The sequence below is a fragment of the Paenibacillus salivarius genome, assembly GCF_051307165.1.
In the GTDB taxonomy this organism is placed as follows: domain Bacteria; phylum Bacillota; class Bacilli; order Paenibacillales; family Paenibacillaceae; genus Fontibacillus.
In genome coordinates this window covers 1,678,112-1,700,400 of the sequence record NZ_CP195592.1, presented here as the reverse complement: position 1 = coordinate 1,700,400, position 22,289 = coordinate 1,678,112, and the positions used below count along the sequence as shown (strand labels likewise).

Annotated in this window: 16 protein-coding genes; 5 read left to right on the top strand and 11 right to left on the bottom strand. The window is 52.1% G+C overall.

Annotated elements, in window-relative coordinates:
- Window positions 1-110: 110 nt before the first annotated feature.
- The 4 genes from ACSFXJ_RS07510 to ACSFXJ_RS07495 form a co-directional block, all read right to left on the bottom strand.
- Window positions 111-1,274 carry an iron-containing alcohol dehydrogenase gene (locus ACSFXJ_RS07510; protein WP_435924556.1) on the bottom strand — a complete coding sequence of 388 codons (1,164 nt, stop codon included), beginning with the start codon at window positions 1,272-1,274 and terminating at the stop codon, window positions 111-113.
- A 396-nt stretch (window positions 1,275-1,670) separates the two neighbouring features.
- Window positions 1,671-3,266, bottom strand: coding sequence for a UDP-glucose--hexose-1-phosphate uridylyltransferase (locus ACSFXJ_RS07505; protein WP_435924555.1), 1,596 nt, complete (start codon window positions 3,264-3,266; stop codon window positions 1,671-1,673).
- 13 nt (window positions 3,267-3,279) lie between these two features.
- Window positions 3,280-4,269 carry a UDP-glucose 4-epimerase GalE gene (galE, locus tag ACSFXJ_RS07500; RefSeq protein ID WP_435924553.1) on the bottom strand — a complete coding sequence of 330 codons (990 nt, stop codon included), beginning with the start codon at window positions 4,267-4,269 and terminating at the stop codon, window positions 3,280-3,282.
- A gap of 2 nt (window positions 4,270-4,271) precedes the next feature.
- Window positions 4,272-5,450 carry a galactokinase gene (locus tag ACSFXJ_RS07495; protein ID WP_435924552.1) on the bottom strand — a complete coding sequence of 393 codons (1,179 nt, stop codon included), beginning with the start codon at window positions 5,448-5,450 and terminating at the stop codon, window positions 4,272-4,274.
- A gap of 126 nt (window positions 5,451-5,576) precedes the next feature.
- Between ACSFXJ_RS07495 and ACSFXJ_RS07490 the strand changes: the two genes are divergently transcribed.
- Window positions 5,577-6,440, top strand: coding sequence for an AraC family ligand binding domain-containing protein (locus tag ACSFXJ_RS07490; RefSeq protein ID WP_435924551.1), 864 nt, complete (start codon window positions 5,577-5,579; stop codon window positions 6,438-6,440).
- A 61-nt stretch (window positions 6,441-6,501) separates the two neighbouring features.
- Here the strand turns inward: ACSFXJ_RS07490 and mgrA are convergent, their stop codons facing one another.
- The 3 genes from mgrA to ACSFXJ_RS07475 all read right to left on the bottom strand — a co-directional run bounded on the left by mgrA (window position 6,502) and on the right by ACSFXJ_RS07475 (window position 9,216).
- Window positions 6,502-7,509 (bottom strand): L-glyceraldehyde 3-phosphate reductase, encoded by a 1,008-nt coding sequence (mgrA, locus tag ACSFXJ_RS07485; protein WP_435924549.1) that lies wholly within the window; start codon window positions 7,507-7,509, stop codon window positions 6,502-6,504.
- Between the two features lie 136 nt (window positions 7,510-7,645).
- Window positions 7,646-8,410 carry an NAD-dependent protein deacylase gene (locus ACSFXJ_RS07480; protein ID WP_435924548.1) on the bottom strand — a complete coding sequence of 255 codons (765 nt, stop codon included), beginning with the start codon at window positions 8,408-8,410 and terminating at the stop codon, window positions 7,646-7,648.
- Window positions 8,411-8,412: 2 nt separating this feature from the next.
- Complete coding sequence (locus tag ACSFXJ_RS07475) at window positions 8,413-9,216, bottom strand: HAD family hydrolase (RefSeq protein ID WP_435924547.1); 804 nt, start codon at window positions 9,214-9,216, stop codon at window positions 8,413-8,415.
- 259 nt (window positions 9,217-9,475) lie between these two features.
- Here ACSFXJ_RS07475 and ACSFXJ_RS07470 point away from each other — a divergent pair, with 259 nt between their 5' ends.
- From ACSFXJ_RS07470 to ilvD, 3 genes are all read left to right on the top strand, one after another.
- The gene (locus ACSFXJ_RS07470) at window positions 9,476-10,528 is read left to right on the top strand and encodes an acyltransferase family protein (RefSeq protein ID WP_435924546.1); all 1,053 of its coding nucleotides are present in this window, start codon (window positions 9,476-9,478) and stop codon (window positions 10,526-10,528) included.
- Window positions 10,529-10,667: 139 nt separating this feature from the next.
- Complete coding sequence (locus tag ACSFXJ_RS07465) at window positions 10,668-10,931, top strand: KGG domain-containing protein (protein WP_435924545.1); 264 nt, start codon at window positions 10,668-10,670, stop codon at window positions 10,929-10,931.
- Window positions 10,932-11,077: 146 nt separating this feature from the next.
- Entirely contained in the window at window positions 11,078-12,763 is a 1,686-nt protein-coding gene (gene ilvD, locus ACSFXJ_RS07460) for a dihydroxy-acid dehydratase (protein WP_435924544.1), read from the top strand.
- 75 nt (window positions 12,764-12,838) lie between these two features.
- Here ilvD and ACSFXJ_RS07455 read toward each other — a convergent pair whose 3' ends face one another.
- From ACSFXJ_RS07455 to ACSFXJ_RS07445, 3 genes are all read right to left on the bottom strand, one after another.
- A complete protein-coding gene (locus ACSFXJ_RS07455) occupies window positions 12,839-14,263 on the bottom strand; it encodes a polysaccharide deacetylase family protein (RefSeq protein WP_435924543.1) in 1,425 nt (474 codons plus the stop codon).
- A 141-nt stretch (window positions 14,264-14,404) separates the two neighbouring features.
- A complete protein-coding gene (locus ACSFXJ_RS07450) occupies window positions 14,405-16,159 on the bottom strand; it encodes a peptidoglycan D,D-transpeptidase FtsI family protein (RefSeq protein ID WP_435924542.1) in 1,755 nt (584 codons plus the stop codon).
- A 117-nt stretch (window positions 16,160-16,276) separates the two neighbouring features.
- Entirely contained in the window at window positions 16,277-18,448 is a 2,172-nt protein-coding gene (locus ACSFXJ_RS07445) for a methyl-accepting chemotaxis protein (RefSeq protein WP_435924541.1), read from the bottom strand.
- A 331-nt stretch (window positions 18,449-18,779) separates the two neighbouring features.
- Between ACSFXJ_RS07445 and ACSFXJ_RS07440 the strand changes: the two genes are divergently transcribed.
- On the top strand, window positions 18,780-20,780 hold the full coding sequence (locus ACSFXJ_RS07440; RefSeq protein WP_435924540.1) for a methyl-accepting chemotaxis protein: 2,001 nt from the start codon (window positions 18,780-18,782) through the stop codon (window positions 20,778-20,780).
- Between the two features lie 66 nt (window positions 20,781-20,846).
- Here ACSFXJ_RS07440 and ACSFXJ_RS07435 read toward each other — a convergent pair whose 3' ends face one another.
- Window positions 20,847-22,181, bottom strand: coding sequence for a peptidase U32 family protein (locus tag ACSFXJ_RS07435; RefSeq protein WP_435924539.1), 1,335 nt, complete (start codon window positions 22,179-22,181; stop codon window positions 20,847-20,849).
- Window positions 22,182-22,289 lie beyond the last annotated feature (108 nt).

The following is a 22,289-nucleotide window of genomic DNA, read 5'->3' as shown; positions in this document are numbered from 1 at the left end:
CGCTATGTTAATTACTACGTGAATACTTCTTCATTGTTTCGCTATTTTTCCTGCTTTTGGACGAAAAAACCTCTCTTTTCCGAAAAAGAGAGGTTTTCGCCATATCATGATTATAGGGAATTTCTGTAGATTTCCAGGACATCCTGCTTGTCCAGCCGCGCAAAATTACCGAACGGGCCGAACCGGACCGCTTTATCGGCCATGACTTCCAGCTGGCTGTCGTCGATTTGATAATCGGAAAGCCGGCTAGGCGCCCCGATGGAATTCCAGAAGGACCGCAAAGCGTCGATCCCTTCCAAGGCAACGGCTTCATCGCTTTTGCCCTCCGCATTCACGTTGAATACTTGAACCGCCAACCGTTTGAAGCGGGCGATATCATGGTGCATCACATGCTTCATCCAGTTCGGGAACAGGATCGCAAGCCCTCCGCCGTGCGGAATATCGTAAACCGCTGAAACCGCATGCTCGATATTATGCGTGGCCCAATCGCCGGACAAGCCCATGTTCAGGACACCGTTCAAAGCCATCGTACCGCAATAAAGGATCGTGCCGCGGTGCTCCGTATCCTCCAAATTTTCGATCAGCTTGGGAGCCGTTTCGATGACCGTCCGGAGGATCGTTTCGCAAAAACCGTCCTGAACCGGCGTATTCGTTTGTTTATGAAAATAGTGCTCGAATACATGGGACATGATATCGACCATTCCGTACACCGTTTGATCCTTCGGCAGGGTCACCGTATTTTCCGGCTCCAGGATCGAAAACGCGGGGTAAGCGAACTTGCTGCCCCAGCCGAGCTTCTCTTTCGTTTCTTCGTTGGAAATAACGGAGCTGCCGTTCATTTCGGACCCGGTTGCCGCCATCGTCAATACGGTTCCCAAAGGCAGGGCGTCCTGAGGAACGGCCTTCCGTTCGCAGAAGTCCCACATGTCGCCGTCATATTTGGCCCCTACCGCTATCGCCTTCGAGCAGTCGATGACGCTACCGCCGCCTACCGCGAGAATAAGCTCGATCCCCTTGGATTTGCACAGATCCACTCCGCGGTGGACCGTCGAAAGCCGGGGATTCGGTTCAACGCCCGAAAGCTCGGTCACTTCCGCGCCGATTTCTTTTAAGATGCCGAGCACTCGGTCATACAGGCCGCTGCGTTTAATGCTACCGCCGCCGTATACGAGCAGAACTTTTTTACCGTAACGAGGCACTTCTTCTTTCAATGTCGCAAGTTGGTCCTTCCCGAAAATCAGCTTGGTCGGATTATGAAATTGAAAACGATCCATATCGGATGATCCCTCCTGGTTTATCAAAAAAGTGAACACTTCCCTTAGATTATACTTCCATTTTTGAAGGGAAAACAAACGGGGGCCCACAGCTAGCAGCTATAAAAACTCACGGTAAACGGTGTGACACGGGAAATCGACTGACCCTTAACGAATTCAGGTATTCTTATAGCGGCATTTTGAACGGGCTGTTCATTCTAACGAAACACAGGAACTCTATTTGCCCGAAATAAGCCCTTGAGAGACGAGTTTGCCGGAAATAGCGTTATACAGTTTCGTTAATGTTCGAAACTGAGCCAATTTGCTGTAAATAAGGAGGTACAGTTTCCTTAGCTAAAAAGCGGACAAAAAAGCAGCCCGTCGATCAGTATCGAACGGACTGCTTTATCTTATATGTCAGGAAAGCTCCTTGTATCCGGCCTCGCCGATGAACCGGCGGAACGCTTCGCGTCCGGCGGCATCGGTTTTGAAGACGCCGGCGTGACCAAGAATCTCCGCGAACTTGCGGCCGACTTCTTCACGAAGCAGCGCCTCTGCCTGCTCCCGCGCAAGGGTCGTGCCATGGCGCTCGGTCAACTCCCGGATCCAGGAAGCGTGAACCGCAAGAGGACTGGCGGCATCCTGAAGCGCCTGCTCCCCAAGTTCGGCATCGCCGCTCAAAATGCCGGCGATATCGGACAGTTCCTGCTTAAGGCGGCCCGGCAGAATGGCAAGCCCCATAACTTCAATCAAACCGATGTTTTCTTTCTTGATATGGTGCATTTCCCGGTGCGGATGGAAAATCCCCTCCGGATGCAGGTCATTCGTGCGGTTGTTGCGCAGCACGATGTCCATCTCGTATCCGCCGTCCGATCCGCGACGGACGATCGGCGTCACCGTATTATGCGGCACCGGCACATCGGATCCGTCCTCCGCTTTGCTGAAGGCCAGAACTTCCGCGGCCGGATCGCTGTAACTCTTCCATTTTTCGTACACATCGTCCGCGGCTTCGAGCAGCACGTCGGGGTCCTTCCCTTTAAGCCGGAGAACGGTCATCGGCCAATTCACCATGCTGGCGGTGACACCCCGAAACCCGGGGTGCTCGAAAACCGCTTCGATCGACGCTTTTTCCAACGGGAACGTATGACGGCCGCCTTGAAAATGGTCATGCGTCAGGATCGAGCCGCCTACGATCGGCAGATCGGCGTTGGAGCCGATAAAGTAATGCGGGAATTTCCCCGTGAAATCAAGCAGGCGCTTGAACGTTTGCTTCGTGAGCTTCATCGGCACATGATCATGGTGAAACACGATGCAGTGCTCGTTGTAGTACACGTAAGGCGAGTACTGGAAAAACCACGGCTCGTCGTTCAGCTCGAGCGGGATGACGCGAAGATTTTGCCGGGCCGGATGGTTGATCCGTCCCGCATACCCTACATTCTCCCGGCACAGTTGGCATTTCGGATAAACCGGAGGCGGCAAAAGCTTTGCCATTGCGATTTCCTTCGGATTTTTTTCCGGCTTCGACAGGTTGATCGTAATCTCCATATCGCCGAAGGAGGTCGGCTGGTTCCAATAAATGTTTTGCGCGACCCGGTCCATGCGGATATAGTTGCTGTCCACCGACAATTTGTAAAACTCGTCCGTGGCTGCCTGGATTCCGCCGTTCTCCTCCGTTTTCCGGAATTTCGCGATCGTTTCCGAAGGGCGCGGCATCAAAAGTCCCATAATGCGGGCGTCCAGCAAATCGCGGTACGTATCCGTGTTTTCGGGGATCAAGCCGATCTCTACGCCGTAATCGATCAGCACGCCGAGCGGAATCTGCGGGCCGGACAGCTCTTCTTCGTCCTCCCGGCCGGCGTAAGGCTCGTCAAATCCGAACAGCTCCAACAGCCGGTTGCGCGAATAATCCAAGTCCCACCAGTCGATTAAAGCTTTTTCCAATGCGTAGCGGATCAACTGCTCGATCGCACGTTTTGCTTCGGTTTGCAGCGTTTCGTTCACTTCAGCGTTCATGATGGTTCACTCCTTATTTGTCGCCGTAACCGTCGGGATGATTCAAGTGCCACTGCCAGGCGCTGCGAATGATGTCGTCCAGATTTTGGCGGGACGGCTTCCAGCCGAGTACGGATCTCGCTTTGTCCGAAGAGGCGATCAATACGGCCGGGTCGCCGTCGCGGCGCGGGCTTACCACAACCGGAAAGTCGCGTCCTGTCACTTCCTTGACTTTGGCGATCACTTCTTTGACGGAGAAACCTTGCCCGTTTCCGAGATTGAACACGTCGCTTTCTCCGCCGCCGAGCAAATAATCCACGGCCCGCAGATGGGCGTCCGCCAGATCGCCGACATGGATATAATCCCGTACGCACGTGCCGTCCGGCGTATTATAGTCGTCACCGAAAACCGAGATGGATGGCCGTTGTCCCAATGCCGTCTGCAAAATGAGCGGAATGAGATGGCTCTCCGGATTGTGATCTTCGCCGATCTTGCCGCTTTCGTGCGCTCCGGCCGCGTTGAAGTAACGGAGGGCAACATACTTGATGCCCAGCACCTTGTCGAACCAGGCCATCATCCGTTCCATCATGAGCTTCGTTTCCCCATATACGTTCGTCGGGTTGGTGATGTCCGTTTCCTCGATCGGTACCTTTTCCGGCTCTCCGTAAGTCGCCGCCGTGGAGGAAAATACGATTTTGCGCACATTCGCCGCATTCATCGCTTCCAGCAAACAGAGTGTTCCGTATACGTTGTTGTCGTAATATTTTACCGGATCCTTCATGCTCTCCCCTACTAGGGAGTTTGCCGCAAAGTGAATGACCGCTTCGATCTCGTTTTCGGCAAACAGCTTAGCGAGCAGTTCCTTATCCCGCAAATCGCCTTCGTACAGCTTTCCGCCCAACAGCGCGCCGCGGTGTCCGGATTGCAGATTGTCGATGACAACGACATCTTTACCTTGGTCAAGAAGCTCCGCTACCGTATGGGAACCGATGTATCCGGCTCCGCCAGTCACTAAAATCGCCATGATCAGTTCTCCCCTTTCACTTCATGAACGCCGTTGCCGACGCCGCATACGTAGAAGTCGCCTTCCAAACCGGTACGCTCTTTATAGGCAGAACCTACCTCCGATACGAATTTGTCCACCGCTTCCTCATGTACGAGCGACACGGTGCAGCCGCCGAATCCCGCTCCTGTCATCCGTGCCCCCAACGTGCCTTCGATCTTGCGCGCTTCCTCAACCATCACGTCAAGCTCCAGGCAGCTGACTTCATACAAATCCCGCAGGGAATCATGGGAAGCATTCATCAGCTGGCCGAATGCTTTCAAGTCGTTCGCGCTCAGCGCATCCACGGATTTCAATACGCGCGCGTTCTCTTCGACGACATGCGTCGCACGTTTCAGCAGAACCTCATCTTTAAATTCCGATTGAAGCGCTTCGAAACGCTCCGGCGTCAATTGAGCGAGATATTTGATTTCAGGCTCTTTCGCCTGCACGATGCGAAGCGCCGCATCGCATTGCTCGCGACGCTCGTTGTACTTGGAATCGACGAGTCCTCTGCGCTTGTTCGTATTGCCGATCACCAGCTTGTACGCTCCGGTCTTGAACGGGACAAGCTTATATTCCAGCGTGTCGCACATCAGCAGAATCGCATGGTCCCGAGCGCCGTTGGATACCGCAAACTGGTCCATAATGCCGCTGTTGACGCCGACATATTGGTTTTCCGCCTTTTGGGACAAAACGGCGATTTCTACTTTATCCGCCGGTTGCCCTTCCATGGACAGCAGCGAGTAGGCTGTTACCACTTCGATCGAGGCCGACGAAGACAGGCCCGCTCCGTTCGGAATTTCGCCATGGAACAGCAGATCGTAACCGCTGGTGAGCGTAACTCCCTTTTTGCCCAGTTCAACGATCACGCCGACCGGATAGTCCACCCATTCTCCGGTTTTCGCCTTACCCAGATCGTCCAAAGCGATTTCCGCGGTGTAAGGCAAATTCGTCGATGCAAATGTAACCTTGCCGTCGTTTCTCTTGCGAATGGCTAGCGTGGTGCCGAATTCAAGCGCGGCCGGCAGCACATAACCGCCGTTATAATCGATATGTTCGCCGATCAGATTGACGCGTCCCGGCGCATTGAAGATGCGTATGCCGTTCTCTTCTTTTCCATAACGTGATATAAACAATTGTTCCATTTCCTGCTTTTTCATTAACGTTCACCCCGGCTTCATGGAATGTTAAGTTCTTGGTTCTAGTATAAGAAAAAAGAATGTTTTTGATAATGCAACTTTGCGAGTATAATATGGATAAATGTGACCTTGCAAGGAGGAAAGCCCATGATGCAGGAAACGTACAGCGCGGCGGCCAATCCGGAACTCGGCGAGATTCATGACCTGCATGTCCTGTTCGCCGGAGAAAGCCAGACGCGGGCCGATCACAAACTCGGACCGAAAGTGTACGATTACTATCTTCTACATTTTGTCGAACAGGGCAAGGGAACTTTCCGCACGGAGTATGCCCACTACAATCTGACCGGCGGAGACTGCTTCCTGATCCAACCTGATCAGCTGGTGAGCTATGCATCCGATCATCAGGATCCGTGGCGATACCGCTGGATCGCCTTTGCCGGAGAGCAAGCGAAGACGCTCGTTCAAAGAGCGGGATTCACTCCCCGGCTCCCGGTATTCCGCCCGGGAGAGCACAGTCAGGTCCCCTCGCTGCTCGAAGCGGTACTGCAGGCGTTCCGCAGCAAAAGGAACAGCTCTCATCCGGCTTCGCTCGGCTGCCTGTACTTGGTGATGGCCGAGGCGGAGGAGACGCTCGTTCGCGAATACGCACTCCCGGCGGGTGAAACGGGCGTGCAGCGCATCGTAAAACAAATGATTCAGTATATGTCGAGCCAGTATGCCCACCCGATGACCATTGAGCAAATGTGCGCCAGCCTTGGTTACAACCGTGCCTATTTATCGCGAATTTTCAAGAGAGAGACCGGGCTCACCCCTATAACCTATTTGCTTAAATTGCGCATCGATAAGTCCCGCCAGTTGCTGCGCGAGCGGCCCGAGCTGTCGATCGAGCAAATCGCCGCCTCCGTCGGTATTCCGGATGCGTTGTATTTCTCCCGCCAGTTCCGCCGGTTTCACGGTGAATCGCCGACGGTCTACCGCAAGAATGCTTCCGGCCCCGTACGTCCTTCATAGCGAAAACACCCCCATCCATCCGTAAATGGCGGAGGGACGGGGGTGCTTGCTGATAACCATGCTATTGATGGTCTCCGTTCGTATGCAAAATCGTTTCGATCCGGGATAATTCTTCATCCGTAAACTCGAGCTGGTTCAACGCTTGAACATTCTCTTCAATTTGGCTGACCCGGCTGGCCCCGATCAAGGCCGACGTCACTTTGCCGCCGCGCAGCACCCAGGCAAGGGCGAATTGGGCCAGGCTTTGGCCGCGGGCAGCCGCCATCTGATTGAGCGCGCGAACTTTCCGGAGCGTTTCGGGGGTGATCTGGTTCTCGTTCAGGAACACGCTGGCGCTCTTGGCCCGGGAATCCTCGGGAATTCCGTTCAAATACTTATTCGTCAAGAGCCCCTGGGCAAGCGGACAGAACGCGATGCTTCCGATTCCGTTCTCATCCAGCACATCCTGAAGGCCGTTTTCGATCCAGCGTTCAAGCATGGAGTAACTCGGTTGATGAATGAGAAGCGGCGTACCGAGCCGTTTCAAAATAGCCGCAGCCTCTATCGTCTGTTCAGCCGAATAGCTGGAAATGCCGACATATAGCGCTTTTCCCGAACGCACGATATGATCGAGCGCCATCATCGTTTCTTCCATCGGCGTATCCGGGTCCGGCCGGTGCGAGTAGAAGATATCCACGTAATCCAGGCCCATCCGCTTCAGGCTTTGATCAAGGCTTGCAATCATATACTTCCTTGATCCCCATTCCCCGTACGGTCCCGGCCACATATAATATCCGGCTTTGGTGGAGATCACAAGCTCGTCCCGGTAGGGAGCGAAATCCTTCTTGAGCACCTGACCGAACATTTCTTCCGCGGAACCCGCCGGAGGCCCGTAATTGTTGGCCAAATCAAAGTGGGTGATGCCGAGATCAAACGCCCGGCGGAGCATTTCGCGTCCGTTCTCGAAATTGTTGACGCCTCCGAAGTTATGCCACAAGCCGAGAGAAATCGCCGGCAGCTTCAAGCCGGAGCGCCCGACCCGGTTATATTTCATAGATTCGTATCTTTCATCGCTTGCTGTATAGACCATCTTGCTTCCCGCCTTCCCGATGTAGAATACTTCTGACCATTATCATATCCCGCCAAAAAAGGTTTGGCAAGAAACCGCTTTCTCTATTCGAAGCCGTTTGAAGCAGCTTAATATGAAGCATCGCAACCGGTTACTCCTACAAGCCCAATCGCCTTCCTACATCTTGCAGGACCTTTCCGATCGGATCCGAAATTAGCAGGCCGGCACGGTGGTCGTAAGGCGTATTCGAGGTATTCAGCAGCACGGTCCGCCCGCCCCTGAAATAACCGATCAAAGAAGCGGCAGGCTGAACGGTCAAGGAGGTGCCGCCAATAAGCAGCAAATCCGCTTCCCCTATCGCCGTGACGGAATCCTCGATAACCCGGTTGTCCAAATTTTCGCCATATAGCACGACATCAGGCTTCACCACGCCTCCGCATTCCGTGCAAAACGGAACGAGGCTCTCGCTGTTCATGATTTCGTCCAATGCGTAAAAACGTCCGCAGTCCATGCAATGATTGCGGTGAATCGACCCGTGAAGCTCAAGCACCTTCGCGCTCCCCGCCATTTGATGCAATCCGTCGATGTTTTGCGTAATAACAGCCTTCAGCTTGCCTTCCCGCTCTAAAGAAGCCAAGAAGTCATGGGCCGGATTTGGCTTGGCGTCCAGGTGAATCATTTTGGATTTGTAGAAATCATAGAAAACATCGGGATGACGGTTAAAAAAGGACCGGCTTAATATTTCCTCCGGAGAAAACGGGGAATCCTTCTCCGTCTGATAAATCCCGGCCGCCGAGCGAAAGTCGGGAATTCCGCTTTCCGTCGAAATGCCCGCTCCCCCAAAGAAAACAACGTTCCCGCTATCCCGGATCCAATCCGTCATCGTTTGCAGCTTTTGTTCCGACGATTCCGAAACCGGCATCTTCATTCCTCCTTACTTGCCTTTAGTTCCTGCATATTTGCTTGCGTTGCGGTCAAACCGGTATAATCCGGCACGATCAAATCGGCATCCAGCAAATAGGACGCCCCGCCGCCTTCCGGCGCGATTCCGATATTCAACGATACGCCGGCATGCTTGCCCATAACCATGTCGGCATTGCTGTCCCCGATGACGATGCACTCGTGCGGGTCGAGACCCGCTTCCTTCATGGCAAGCACCGCCATTTCCGGATCCGGCTTTCCTTTAAGCACCCGGTCTCTGCCGACCACGGACTTGAAGTGTTCGCCGATGCCGAGCCATTCGAGGTGCTTGAGGGCTTCGGATGTCGTATCCGAGGTCACGACACCGAGGAGAATCCCTGCGTTGCGGCAGGAAGCAATAAAATCCACCAGTCCCGGCAACGGCTTGGCACTGCGGCGGCGCTCCACTTCCAGCATCGCCGATGCGCTAAACTTTCGCACCTGAACCAGGGCCTCATTCCAGGGGATGCCGGCAATATACAACTGCCATGCAAGCAGTGCCGTCACCTCTTCCTCTGTCCCCATGGCCAGCGGTCCGGTTTTATCGTATCCGGCGATCCGGCCTTCCTCGTCGAACCGGAGTCCGAGCAATCGGTCTTTCGAAACGGTAAGTTTCGCTCCCGACATGGCGAGATGACCCTCGAGAAGTTCGGTCAATGTCTTTGCCCAATCTCCCCAAAGCCGCATGAAATCGAGCAGAGTCCCGTCTTTATCGAACAAAATCCCCCGGCACGGAATGAACCGGTTCAGGACGTGAATCCCCGGCATGCGAGCACCTCCATTTTCGGTTCAGTCTCTTTTTATTTCTATTGTAACTTGTCGGTTCCAAAGTGACAAAATCCCGCTCGGCCGAGGTGTCAACAGTTGGTCACAATTCAATCCTTTGATAGCGTTTTCGATTGTGATTATTATCACAAGATATGTCGAGAAAAAGGAGTACTTTTAAACAAGAAGCATTATTTCAAATTTTATTCTTTTTCGATGGCTCATACAGCGGCAACATCGGCAAGGGAAGGGGCTTAACGTCATGTCGGCAAAACCACTGGATCACCGCGGTGAGACCTTTTTTTTAAACCTGCGCTTTCTGCTCATTGTCTGCGTGTTCGTCGGTAACGCGATCGAACCGCTCATCTCCCGTATGGAAGGCATGCACTCGCTTTATTTGTGGATTTTCAGTTTCCATATGCCTCTATTCGTGTTCGTGACGGGATATTTCGCCAAATCCAATCTGGGCGGTGAGGCAGGACGCAAGGTTCTTCTGCAAATTGCCCTGCAATATGTAATCTTTCAATCCCTGTACTCCACCCTCGATGTTACCTTATTTAAAGTAGATCATATCCGTCATTCCTTTTTTGCGCCGTATTTACTGCTTTGGTTTTTGGCCAGCCATCTGTGCTGGAGGCTGCTGTTGATCTTGATGCGCAAAATTTCGCCTCTGCAGCAGATTTTGATTTCGGTTATTCTCGGCGTACTGGTCGGGTATCTGCAGCTTGACGGAACCTGGCTCAGCATCTCCCGGACATTCGTGTTCCTGCCGTTTTTTATTGTCGGTTATCATTTTACCTTCAGCGGTCTGGATCGGTTGCTTAACCGGAAAACAAGAACCGCCGGCGTCCTTTTATCGGCCGGCCTGTTCCTGGCGCTTGCCGTTTACGGAAACGACCTCGTTCCCGGCTGGCTGTACGGCAACATGACATATATGCAATTGGGAGAACAAGGATGGTACGCCGGCTTGAACCGCTTCGCCCTGTACCTGCTGCAATTCGCTGCCGGTGCCGTCTTTCTGGCATTCGTGCCGAAGCAAGCCAGCAGACTGACCGATTTTGGACGCAGAACGCTGTACGTATTTTTGCTGCACGGTTTCCTGATCCGCATTGCCGCCGTTTCCCCGCTTTATGAATACGTCGATTCATGGGCAGGGTCCTTGGCCGTGATCGCCGGCGCAATCGGACTCACCTTGCTGCTCAGCCAACCGGTCGTGCGGAAATGGACTTCGCCCGTCATCGAACCCCCTGTCCAATGGGCCTTGAATCTCGAACGTAAAGCGCTGGGCCAATTCGGTACGGTCAGTAAACATTAATAGAAAATTTTGATAGTTTTATATAATTCAGGGTCCTTTGGACCCTTTTTTCACTTTATTCAGAGATTTGGTTTCAAAATGACGGGTCGTGGTAAATAAACATACGAATACACCAAAAACGACCTAAGGAGTGATCTTAATGGCACGGGGTAAAGGCAAGATGAGCCGTGAGGAAGCAGGCCGTTTGGGAGGACAGGCAACCTCCAAAAACCATGGGAAAGAATTTTATCAGGAAATTGGCCAAAAAGGCGGGGAGGCCACTTCCAAAAACCATAGCAAGGAATTTTACCAGGAAATCGGTCAAAAAGGCGGAGAAGCCACATCCGAGAAGCACGACAAAGAGTTTTACCGTGAAATCGGCCGCAAAGGCGGCATGGCCCGCAACAACAATAGCAATAATTAATCCTTATGAGGAAACCCGGCGTCTGCCGGGTTTTCTTTATTCTGTCGCTAGAAAAAGCGAATTACATATGATAGACTTTAAAGAAAACCTTTAGCGGTGTAAAGTTCCAAAATCCAATATATTTAATCGTGGGGGGAATCGTCATCATGACAGCAAAGAAAATGCGTTCAGACATGATCAAAAAAGGCTTCGACCGCGCTCCTCACCGCAGCTTGCTGCGGGCCGCAGGCGTGAAGGAAGAAGATTTCGGCAAACCGTTCATCGCGGTGTGCAACTCTTATATCGACATTGTGCCCGGTCATGTCCATCTGCAGGAATTCGGGAAAATCGTCAAGGAAGCGATCCGGGAAGCCGGCGGCGTGCCGTTTGAATTCAATACGATCGGCGTGGACGACGGAATCGCCATGGGCCATATCGGCATGCGCTATTCCCTGCCGAGCCGCGAAATTATCGCCGATTCGCTGGAAACCGTCGTTTCCGCTCACTGGTTCGACGGCATGGTCTGCATTCCGAACTGCGACAAAATTACGCCGGGGATGCTCATGGGCGCCCTGCGCGTCAACATTCCGACTGTGTTCGTCAGCGGCGGCCCGATGAAAGCCGGCGTGGACAGCAAAGGACGCAAGCTCTCGCTCACTTCCGTGTTCGAAGGCGTCGGCGCCCATCAGGCCGGACAAATCAGCGACGATGATTTGCTCGAGCTTGAACAATACGGCTGTCCGACCTGCGGTTCCTGCTCGGGAATGTTCACGGCCAACTCCATGAACTGTCTGGCGGAAGCTCTGGGCCTGGCCATGCCGGGGAACGGAACGATTCTCGCCGTCGCCGAAGAACGCAAAGAGTTCGTAAGACAATCGGCAAAACAATTGATGGAGCTGATCAAGCTTGATCTCAAACCGCGTGACATCGTGACCAAGGAATCGATCGACAACGCGTTTGCATTGGATATGGCGATGGGCGGTTCGACCAACACCGTGCTCCATACTTTGGCCCTGGCTCAAGAAGCCGGCATCGATTATCCGCTGGAACGCATTAACGAAGTGGCCAACCGCGTTCCCCATATCGCCAAGCTGGCTCCGGCATCCGATATCTTTATCGAAGACGTGCATCGTGCGGGCGGCGTAAGCGCCGTATTGCATGAGCTGCTGAAAAAGCCGGGCGCGATCTACCCGGATCAAATGACCGTTACCGGCAAAACGATTGCCGAAAATGTGGCCGGCTGCGAGATTCTTGACCACAATGTCATTCATGCGATCGATAACCCGCATTCCGAAAAAGGCGGACTTGCCATTCTGTACGGCAACCTCGCTCCGGAAGGCTCCGTCATCAAAGTAGGCGCCGTGGATCCGTCTGTCGGAGGCTACCATAAAGGTCCTGCGATCTGCTTCGATTCCCAGGAAGAAGCGCTTGAAGGCATCGCGAACGGAAAGGTGAAGGAAGGCTGCGTCGTCGTTATCCGCTACGAAGGGCCGAAAGGCGGACCGGGCATGCCGGAAATGCTGGCTCCTACATCGCAAATCGTCGGCATGGGTCTCGGCGCTAAAGTGGGTCTCATCACGGACGGCCGATTCTCCGGGGCTTCCCGCGGCATCAGCATCGGGCATATCTCTCCGGAAGCCGCCGAAGGCGGACCGATCGCTTTCGTGGAAGACGGCGACATTATCGAGCTCGACCTCAATAACCGTAAGATCGAGCTGCATGTCGATGACAAAGAAATGGCTCGCCGCCGCGCCAACTGGAAAGGCTTTGAGCCTAAAGTGAAGACCGGCTATCTTGCCCGTTACTCCAAGCTTGTAACCAACGCCAGCTCCGGCGGCGTAATGAAAATTTAATCGTCCTCATCATGAAGAAACCGTCCGGCGAGATGCCGGACGGTTTTATTTTTGAGTTATGTTCGATAATTGCTGTCAACATTGAATCGTTGCGCTGAGTACGGATTCATCTTCCGTTTCGATTTCCTGTTTCCCGACCACCTTTCGATGGGAGCCGTCTTTCAAATACTGTCTGACGAGCATTTCCGTCGGCATCAGAATCAGCTTCGGAATCAGGTTCTCGGCGGATTGTTTCAATCTCGATCCTCCGTCAGGATGAATCACTCTGAGCAAAAACTTCAAATACAGTGTCGATGAGGAGGCGAACAGCCCTTTCGGCAGGTCGGTGACGGTAAAGCCGAATTGCTCCGGTCCCCGGTTGATCATGCTGACCCCGTACAACGCTTTGGCATCATGCAGCTCGGGATGATCCGTAAACTCCTTGGCCAGAATCGGAAGTTCCTTCTCCATGCATCGGATCATTTTGATGGCCAACTGCACCGGCGATCTTGATCGGGATCCGATTTCAAACAGCTTTTTGTTATCGAAATGAAGCTCCATCACCCGGTCGCCGCTTTGTAGCTCGCCGCCCCCGTCCATTTCCACAGTATCGCCATGATAGGTCCGGATACGATAGTGAAGCATCGGGTCTTCTTTGTTTGCGGTCTGCAGATGGAACATCATATGAAACAGCTTTTCCCAAACCAGCCATAAGAAAACGAGGCTTCTTTTAAAAAGGGACAGCTGCTTTGCATTTGCGGATACCCCTAACGCTTTTCCGGTAGAGGAGTTCCCTTTTTTGGCAAGATTCTTCGCTTTTTCGCTAGTCCGGATAAGATCATCGATCCGAATGCTCTGCAGGCCTCGTTGTTTCGCTTCCTTTAATACGCGTTCAAGGGCGATCAGCATCTCGGCCGGTGCGCCTTTGTTTGCCCCCAGGGTCGCGCCGCAATCATGAAGCAGAAACACTTCTCCGCCCCGGAGTTTTTTCATCATCCGCTCCGTCAGCCGGTCCGCGCCGACCCGTACGCGCCAGTCGCTGAACATCCCGGACCAAAGCACGATCTGGGTGTCGTCCCGTTTGGCAAAATCGAACAGATTGACGATTCCCCACGGCGGACGGTAGAAATGCGATTTAACGCCCGTAACATCCTCAATGATTTTTCCGGTCTTTTGGATCTGTTTCTTGACGGCACCCGGGCCCATAAGCCAATTCGTCTTATGCACATAATTGTGAATCCCGATCAAATGACCTTCATCGTGCATCCGTTTAATCAATTCGGGATGCTTCTCGGCATTCGACCCTACGACAAAAAACGTTCCTTTTGCATCATAACGTTTGAGCAGGTCCAATAATTGCGCGGTATATACCGGATCAGGTCCGTCGTCAAAAGTAAGTGCAAATGTATTTTCGCTCACCCCTCGCCTGAATACCCGGAACCCGAACAGACGCGAAATCAGCCCGGGAATAAACGCATACAGCGATGAGATATAAAATAACCACAGCAGCAAAGTCTCCATGTCGCTCTTCCCCACTTTTCAATGATTCAATGACTTTGTCATGCCCTAAAGCATAGCATCCCCACTATTTTATCACAGTCGTCACCTGATTAGGGTCATTTTTTTGGAAAAGAGGCTGGATGTTTTGATGGCAGCGAAGCATCAAGATGATGGATCTGCCAATATATTCATTGTCTTCCGAAATAATGCCGCCGCTTGGTGTTCGGAGCCTGAAGGGCGGTTTTGAACGAGAACCGCTACCGCATATTTGGGCCTATCGGCAGGTCCGTATCCGATGAACCATTGATGAATAAGCCCTTGCTGTACCTGGGCCGTTCCGGATTTTCCTGCGAGCGGCCAATTGGCCTTCATCAAGGCTCGTCCGGTCCCGTCCGTCACCACCTGCCTCATCCAAGAACGCAGCCTCTCCGCCGTTCGTGAGGAAACTCTGCCATATGGAGAATTCAAGGTTTGAACCGGAAAATGAGCGAACAAAGATCCATCCTTATAACGGATATCGCTAACGAGACGAGGGGCCGAGACTTGACCGCCATGCAGCAGAGTCACGACCAGATTGGCGGCTTGTAGCGGCGACACCAGGACATCGCGCTGTCCGATCGCGGTTTGGGCCAGGACCCCGCCATCTATGGCCGTTCCGGAGCTGAATACGTTCCCTGCCTCTTCCTGATCGATGGGCCTCAGACTGCCTCCCCCCATAAACGAATCATCGCTCCAGCCGATCCTGCGCGTCAGTCCCAGACGCGAGGCGGCCTTCGAGATGCTGGCGGCCGACAGCCGCTCGCCTAGAGCGGCGAACACCGTATTGCAGGATTTCGCATAACCTTCCTCCAGCGTGATCAAGCCATGGCCTTCTTTTTTCCAGCAGGATAATCCATACTTTCCGTAATGCCCCGAGCAAAAAAAACTTTCTCCGGGATAAGTCACTTTTTCTTCGAGTGCGGCGGCCGCGATGACCGTTTTAAAAATCGAGCCGGGTACGGCCGCTTTAACGGCCCTGTTGCTCCAATCGCCGTCCTTCGCGTTCGGATCCACATGATTGGGATCATAAAAAGGGCGGGAAACCATGGCGATCACATCGCCCTGCTTTGCATCCAATACGACGATGGCCCCTTCGCGCACATTCGCTTGGGCGGCAAGCTCTTCCAATTTCCGCTGAATTCCGTGATCCACCGTCGTTTGGATTTCCAGCGGGAAAAACCGATTCGCGTAACCGCTCACGCTTAAATCCATATTCGGCATCGGTTCATTTTTGCCGTCTACAGGATAAGCTATTCGGGTTCCCCCAGTCCCAATCAAAAACCGGTCCATTGTTTTTTCCAACCCCGACGCCCCTACCGGCATAGATATCGAGGGGTAACCCGATTTTCCGTCAGCGCGCAATTTCCGGATCACGTCCGGCCGCTGCGCAATGTAACCGATCCATTGATTTCCCCGCAATTCCTTGGGGTATCTTTCCGAATAGGGCAGCATTTCTAAACCTTGGATTGTCGGCTCATCGATCTGTGAAGTTCCCGAGTATGACTCCCATATAAGCGGGGATTTCAGCTTGCTCCAAAGAGACGTTAATTCATCGGGGTTTGTCCCGAACTGCTTGGCGAGGGTTTCTATCCGATCTTTTGGGGGAAGCTCGCTAACCGGAAACAGGGTCGGCTTCCAACGGACAAATCCGGTCAGCGGTTCACCGTTCCTGTCCGTAAAATGCCCTCTCCCCGAGTCCAAATCAACGCTTTGTTCCCGCTGTCTGACCGCCAATTCATTGATCGTTCTCCCTGATGCCGTCACGGCGACCCGAGCAGAGGTCCAAGGGATCCACGCCAAACGAACCGAATAGATCGTGAAAATCAAAATAAAACCGGTTAAAGTATAAAATATGCGGCGTTTGCGCAGTAATGACATAGAATTGCCTCCCGCTTTCTTTTTACACCATTATTTCCCGGGAAAAGCGGATCCACACCATAAAACGACAAAAACCGCCTTAGGCATGGAGCCCTCAGCGGTTTTATCTTTATTGACTTACACTGTAAATTTGGACAGCGATTCCTTGAGTCCGTTGGACACATTCTCAAGCTTGCCGGAAAGCTGAACCAGTTGATCGCCGACCGTCTGCTGCTCGCTACTGAGCGAAGCGACTTGTTCCGATGTAGCCGAGGATTCCTGCGCTACCGCGCTGACATTGGTCATTGCCTCGGACAGAACGTTCTGCGCGTCATTCAATTCATAAATCGAGCTTGTTACGGTCTCAAGATGACGTATGAACCCATCCATTTGATCCTGTACGGAAACGAAGATCTGACTGGTCTCTTTTACGGAAGCAATTTGTTCCTGGAACAGAGGCCCTGCATCGGACAAGGCTTGAACGGTTTCGTTCATTTCCTGCTGGATGCTGTCCGTAATTTCTCCGACCATCGTGATCGATTGCCGCGATTGATCCGCCAGCTGACGGATTTCGTCGGCGACGACCATGAACCCGCGTCCAGCAGCGCCTGCGCGAGCCGCTTCGATCGTCGCGTTCAAGGACAGAATGTTCGTTTGCTGCGTAATGTTCTGCATAACGTCCAATACCTTCAAGACCGAAGATGTGCTGGCCTTCAGGGCATCGACTTTTTCAGTAAGCGCATTGATCATGTCGACCGTCGTATTCGTCTTGTCCATCAGGCCGTTCAGATACTCCGTACCCAATTGGCTCGATTTCTGTACCTGGTTCGCGGAGTCTTCCATCTCTTTGTTGGCGTGGATCACGCGTTCCATTTGTTGGCCAATATTGTCCGTCAAAGAGCTGCCGCGTTCCGCTTCGTTTGCCAGGCTCGTTGCGCCGTTCGCGATTTCTTCCGTCGCGATGGCAATCTCCTTCGCCGACATGGCCGTCTTATTGGACGCATCCGTCAATTCGGCAGCCGTCTCAAGCACATCCTGAGCGGAGTGGTTCGCTTGTTTCACGAGTTCCGTAATATGCTCCATCATCAGGTTGAAGCTGCCCGTCAATTGACCGATTTCGTCTTTGGTATTCAGCTTCATGCGAACGTTCAGGTTCCCTTTTGCGCCTTCCTCCATCAGGTTTCTCAGTTTGACCAGCGGAGAAGCGATCATTTTGACCATCCAGATGGCGATGAGAATCGTAATAATCGCAACGACGGCTGCGGAAATATAAGTGGTCAACAATATTCCTTGGGCATCCTTAACCAACTCGGCGGTTGCGACCGTTCCTACCAGTTTCCATCCTGTCGATTTCAATGTGTTGTAAACGGCAAGAACGTCTTTTCCTTCGGTATCCGTAGTCGAAATGGCATCGGATGGTTTTTCACCGGCCTTATCCATCTTGATTTCGGTCGGTTTTCCTTCGCCGCCCGGAATCGAGGAACTCACAACGACGTTATCCGGCGTCAATAATTGAATTTCGGATTTCTCGCCGAGTTGAACTTCCTTCAAATACTCCGTTAATACTTCGAGCTTAATATCCTCAACCAAAACAAACCGCTTCAGACTGCTTACGCTGTTTACGGATTTAATGATCCGGAACACGGGAACCCCCGCATTTTCTTCGGCCGGAACGTTCATCCACATTTTTTTGGTATCCTTGGAAGCTTCAAACCAAGGCTGTTGTCTCGCCGAAGCGAGGAACGTGGAATTGACGTTTCCTGACGTAATATCTCCGACCAAGCCTTCTTCCGACAGCATATAAATCGCGGACACGCCTTTGACCGAGAAAGTAAGGTTGTTCAGACGGTCTTTCATCTTGTTGGTGACCGTAAATTTATCGTAATCGGAAATATTGGTAAGCGAAGCTTCCATGATGGCGTCCTGCATTTCCTGATCCAGGAACATTTGCTGCAGGCTTTCGTCATATTTATCAAGAACGATATCCAATTTTTGAGAGGTTTGCACAATTGTAGCCAAGTTAGCGCTTTCGGCATTTTTCTTGATCGTACCCTTGGCCATTTGATACGAGAGAATCCCGATCGTCAATACGAAAAACATAATGGCAACAAAAAAGATCAAAAACAATCGGACCCCGACTGATTTGCCCGGATGCATCGTATTTGGAACTACAGCTTCAAAGGAAGAAGCGATTTTTCCTCCCCAACCCTTAGAGACTTTTCCCACCTTCTCCTTCGCAGTACCCAAACCTTTTTTGACAGATTCCTTGCTGTTACCTTCTTGGTTCTTTTTCTTCGGAACCAGACCCATTTTAATCACCCACCGCTTAGATTAGTCGTAATCCTCAAAAACTAGTTCGAGGAAATACCTGGTATGTAAGACCCATTTACATCTATTTATCATCATTCGACAACAAATGACGTCTTCCTCCTTAATATCGGCAAATCTAACATAGAATTTTAACAATTCGGGGGAAAAGGAAACATTAATCAAAAAAAAGGGACTAAGGTCCTAATATTGCTTGAGAGTGGTAACGTTTGCCTAGAATAATCCTAAAAAAGTATTGTTTTTTAATTCTAAAATGATTAAACTGATTTACAAAATACTAAAAAATATTTAATTCAGAACAGGGAGATGCGAAATGAAAGTCCCAGCTAAGACCAAGAAAAGCTTAAAGTCCCGTTCAAAGATGTCTTTGCGCACCAAGCTGATCCTCTCGTTTGGCGTGATTCTGTTTGCTCCAGTCATTGCGATCAGTTCGCTATCCTACCAGACCGCCAAAAACGAAGTCGCGGATCAGATGAACAACGGCGCAGAGCAGAACGTGATGCTTCTCAATTCCGCAATTACGCAGTACGCAACCTCGGAGATGTCCAACGCAGATTATTTGGCCGGACTCATTACTGAAAGCACTTACAACGGCGGCGAAGCCACCCTGCAAAGAAAGATTTTCGAGCCTTATTACAAAGCCCACTCCATGGTCTCCAGCCTGGAATTTATAGCTGAAAGCGGATACTACAGGAATGTTCAAGGCAAAGAATGGGCAGGTGACGGTGATCCGCGCGAAGAAGAATGGTACAAGACGGCGATAGAGGATCCCTCGACCGTATTCATTTCCCAGCCGTACACTTCCGTAATTTCCGGGGAATTTGTCATCGGGATATCGAAAGCGGTTGCCGACGGAAGCGGAGTCTTCCGGAGCGAAGTGAAAATCGAAGAGTTGACCGCGCTGGCCGGAGCGGTTCAAATCGGAACCGGCGGTTATGCGCAAATCATTGATACCGATCATAAATCGGTTTTCCATCCCTCCCTAGGAGCGGGCGAGCCCGTCCAGGGAGCCGGTGCGGACGCCATGTTCGCGGGGGATGGGGGCACTAAAACCTTTAGCGAAGATGGAGAAACCAGGGTCGTGCAATATGTGACTAACCCGATCACGGGCTGGAAAATCGGCGGCGTCATGCAAACCCGGGAGTTTGCCCAGGAAGCCCAACCGATTCTTAAGCAAACGATCATTATCGTCATTGCGGCTATTCTGATCGCCGCAGCGTTTATCTCGTATATTTTGCTCGGTCTTTTCAAATCGCTTCGACATATGGTCCATGCAGCCGATCAAATCAGCAATGGGGAGTTAGCGGCACGCATACCGCTGGAAGGAAACGATGAACTCGGGAGACTCGGGGCCAGCTTCAATCGAATGGCGGACAGCATTCACCGTAGCATGAGCCAAATTCAAATGACCGCCGGTTCGTTGGCCGCCTCATCCCAACAGCTAAGCGCCAGTGCGGATCAAGCCGCAAGAGCGACCGAGCATATTGCGGATTCGGCGCAAAGCATTCATAACGGGGCCGAAATTCAAAAAACGATGCTTGGTGATAATTATGCGCAAATTTCGGACATTTCCGGGAAAATGGAGGAAATCGATACATTCGTCTCCGAATTAAACGCCTTGTCCGGAAACGCCGGCGATAAGTCGGTGGCCGGCAGCGAGAACGTTCAAGCCGTCGTGGAGCAGATGGAAGTCATCCATCAAAACGCCGATCGCCAATCCGTCATTATTAGCGAACTTCATGAACACTCGCAGCAGATCGAACAAATCATAAAAGTGATCGGCGATATCGCGGTTCGCACCAATATTCTTGCACTAAATGCCGGTATCGAAGCCGCACGAGCAGGGGAAGCCGGGAAAGGATTCGCCGTCGTTTCCTCCGAAATTCGCAAATTGGCGGAGCAGACCGGCAAATCTTCGGATATGATCCAGGAATTGATCGGCGAAATCAGCAGCCGCACTACGGACGCCGTGTCCAGCATGTCCCAAACGGTTCAGGAAATTTCCAAGGGAATCGATATCGTCAAACAAACCGACCGCAATTTCAAGGATATCCAGGAAGCGGTAAGTCCGCTGGCCGACATGAGCGCCAGACTGCTGAACATCACCATGGAAATTTCCAAGCAGGCGGAAGCGATGACGGATTCGGTCGGCAATGTGATTCGCATTTCAGGAGACAATACGGAGGAAACCCAAAGCGTGTCCGCTTCGGTCGAAGAGCAGCTGGCCTCGATGGAACAAATTTCGGCAGCCGCCTCCTTCCTCTCCAAAACGGCGGATGAACTGTCAGCCATCGTTGAATCATTCAAATTATAGCCGGCAATCAAAAAAGAGCCCTGAAAAGGTTAGTCTAACCTTTCTAGGGCCTTTTTGCAGGATAGATTATTTTCTTTTCCGCATCATATCAAAATAGGAAACCGGCTGCTCTACCTTGATTTTGACTTTTTGCAGCGGATGGCGGGCCGCATCCAGTACATTTCCGTTTTCGTCCCAAATCTCGGAAACCGTTTGTTTAAAGAACGTTCCGCCAGGTCCGAAAAACTCGACTTCCTGTCCCGGTTTGAAATGATTGCGCTGCTGAATGACAGCCATCCGGGTATCCGGATCATATTCCAGAACCAGACCGGCAAAATCGTAAGGCGCCGCCTTTTCTTCGGGTTCATAGATATGATCCTCATGATCCGGAGTATCATAGAAAAAGCCGGTGTTCAACGGACGGTTCGCCGCCTTGTTGATTTCTTCCACCCATTCCGGCTTCAATACATAGTTTTCCGGATCGGCCATGTAGGAATCGATCGCTTGGCGGTAAACGTTAACGACCGTTGCGACATAATGGATCGATTTCATGCGGCCTTCAATTTTAAAGCTGTCCACGCCGACGTCGATCAGGTCGGGGATGTGCTCGATCATGCACAAGTCTTTGGACCCCATCGTAAACGGGTTATCCTGCTCCTCAAACTGAGGCAGCTGCGTCACGCCCAGTTGGAACTGGCGCAGCACCGGATCTCCCATGGCTTCCTCTTCCGAAATCCAAGCGGCTTCCGGCCGGCTGTCTTCAAACAAATCATATTTCCAGCGGCAGGATTGGCAGCATCCGCCCCGGTTCGAATCCCGGTCCGTAAAATGGTTGGACAGCACGCAGCGTCCGGAATAGGATGAGCACATGGCTCCATGGATAAATGCTTCAATCTCGACATCCACATGCTTTTTGATTTCTTCGATTTCCTCAAAGCTCGTCTCGCGGCCAAGCACGACCCGCGGCAGCCCTTCCTCTTTCCAGAACTTCACCGCCTGCCAGTTTACCGTCGATTGCTGGGTGCTGAGATGGACCTCCAGTCCGGGCACCGCCTTGCGGGCCGTGTCGACGATTATCGGATCCGCGACAATGACCGCGGAAATGCCGGCCTCGTACAAATTGCGCAAATATTCCTCGATCCCTGCGAGATCCTCATTGTGTGCATATATATTGGTCGCGACAAAAACCTTCGCGCCGTATTTTTTGGCGAACTCAACCCCTTCGCGCATTTCCTCGAAGCTGAAATTGTCCGCATTGGAACGAAGGCCGTATTTTTGTCCTCCGATATACACGGCATCCGCTCCATAATGAATCGCGAATTTCAGTTTCTCCAGATTGCCGGCGGGTGCGAGAAGTTCGGGCTTTGAAAGCCGGTTTCGCTTGCCGCTGTATTTCGGCACATGTTTCTTGGTTGCTTGCATCTTCGTTCACCTCTGTTCTGAATTGATATAAGATGAACTATTTAAATGGACGGTGGCAAGTACGCAAAATGTTCCTCCGATCGCTGTTGCTTCCGGATTTCCGGATGA

Bases quoted from the DNA above. Each gene is read 5' to 3' on its own strand.
- ACSFXJ_RS07435 (WP_435924539.1), bottom strand. From the start codon at position 22,181: ATGCAAGCAACCAAGAAACATGTGCCGAAATACAGCGGCAAGCGAAAC.
- ACSFXJ_RS07475 (WP_435924547.1), bottom strand. From the start codon at position 9,216: ATGCCGGGGATTCACGTCCTGAACCGGTTCATTCCGTGCCGGGGGATT.
- ACSFXJ_RS07465 (WP_435924545.1), top strand. From the start codon at position 10,668: ATGGCACGGGGTAAAGGCAAGATGAGCCGTGAGGAAGCAGGCCGTTTG.
- ACSFXJ_RS07495 (WP_435924552.1), bottom strand. From the start codon at position 5,450: ATGAAAAAGCAGGAAATGGAACAATTGTTTATATCACGTTATGGAAAA.
- ACSFXJ_RS07510 (WP_435924556.1), bottom strand. From the start codon at position 1,274: ATGGATCGTTTTCAATTTCATAATCCGACCAAGCTGATTTTCGGGAAG.
- ACSFXJ_RS07505 (WP_435924555.1), bottom strand. From the start codon at position 3,266: ATGAACGCTGAAGTGAACGAAACGCTGCAAACCGAAGCAAAACGTGCG.
- ACSFXJ_RS07490 (WP_435924551.1), top strand. From the start codon at position 5,577: ATGATGCAGGAAACGTACAGCGCGGCGGCCAATCCGGAACTCGGCGAG.
- ACSFXJ_RS07445 (WP_435924541.1), bottom strand. From the start codon at position 18,448: ATGGGTCTGGTTCCGAAGAAAAAGAACCAAGAAGGTAACAGCAAGGAA.
- ACSFXJ_RS07440 (WP_435924540.1), top strand. From the start codon at position 18,780: ATGAAAGTCCCAGCTAAGACCAAGAAAAGCTTAAAGTCCCGTTCAAAG.
- ACSFXJ_RS07455 (WP_435924543.1), bottom strand. From the start codon at position 14,263: ATGGAGACTTTGCTGCTGTGGTTATTTTATATCTCATCGCTGTATGCG.
- mgrA (WP_435924549.1), bottom strand. From the start codon at position 7,509: ATGGTCTATACAGCAAGCGATGAAAGATACGAATCTATGAAATATAAC.
- galE (WP_435924553.1), bottom strand. From the start codon at position 4,269: ATGGCGATTTTAGTGACTGGCGGAGCCGGATACATCGGTTCCCATACG.
- ACSFXJ_RS07450 (WP_435924542.1), bottom strand. From the start codon at position 16,159: ATGTCATTACTGCGCAAACGCCGCATATTTTATACTTTAACCGGTTTT.
- ilvD (WP_435924544.1), top strand. From the start codon at position 11,078: ATGACAGCAAAGAAAATGCGTTCAGACATGATCAAAAAAGGCTTCGAC.
- ACSFXJ_RS07480 (WP_435924548.1), bottom strand. From the start codon at position 8,410: ATGCCGGTTTCGGAATCGTCGGAACAAAAGCTGCAAACGATGACGGAT.
- ACSFXJ_RS07470 (WP_435924546.1), top strand. From the start codon at position 9,476: ATGTCGGCAAAACCACTGGATCACCGCGGTGAGACCTTTTTTTTAAAC.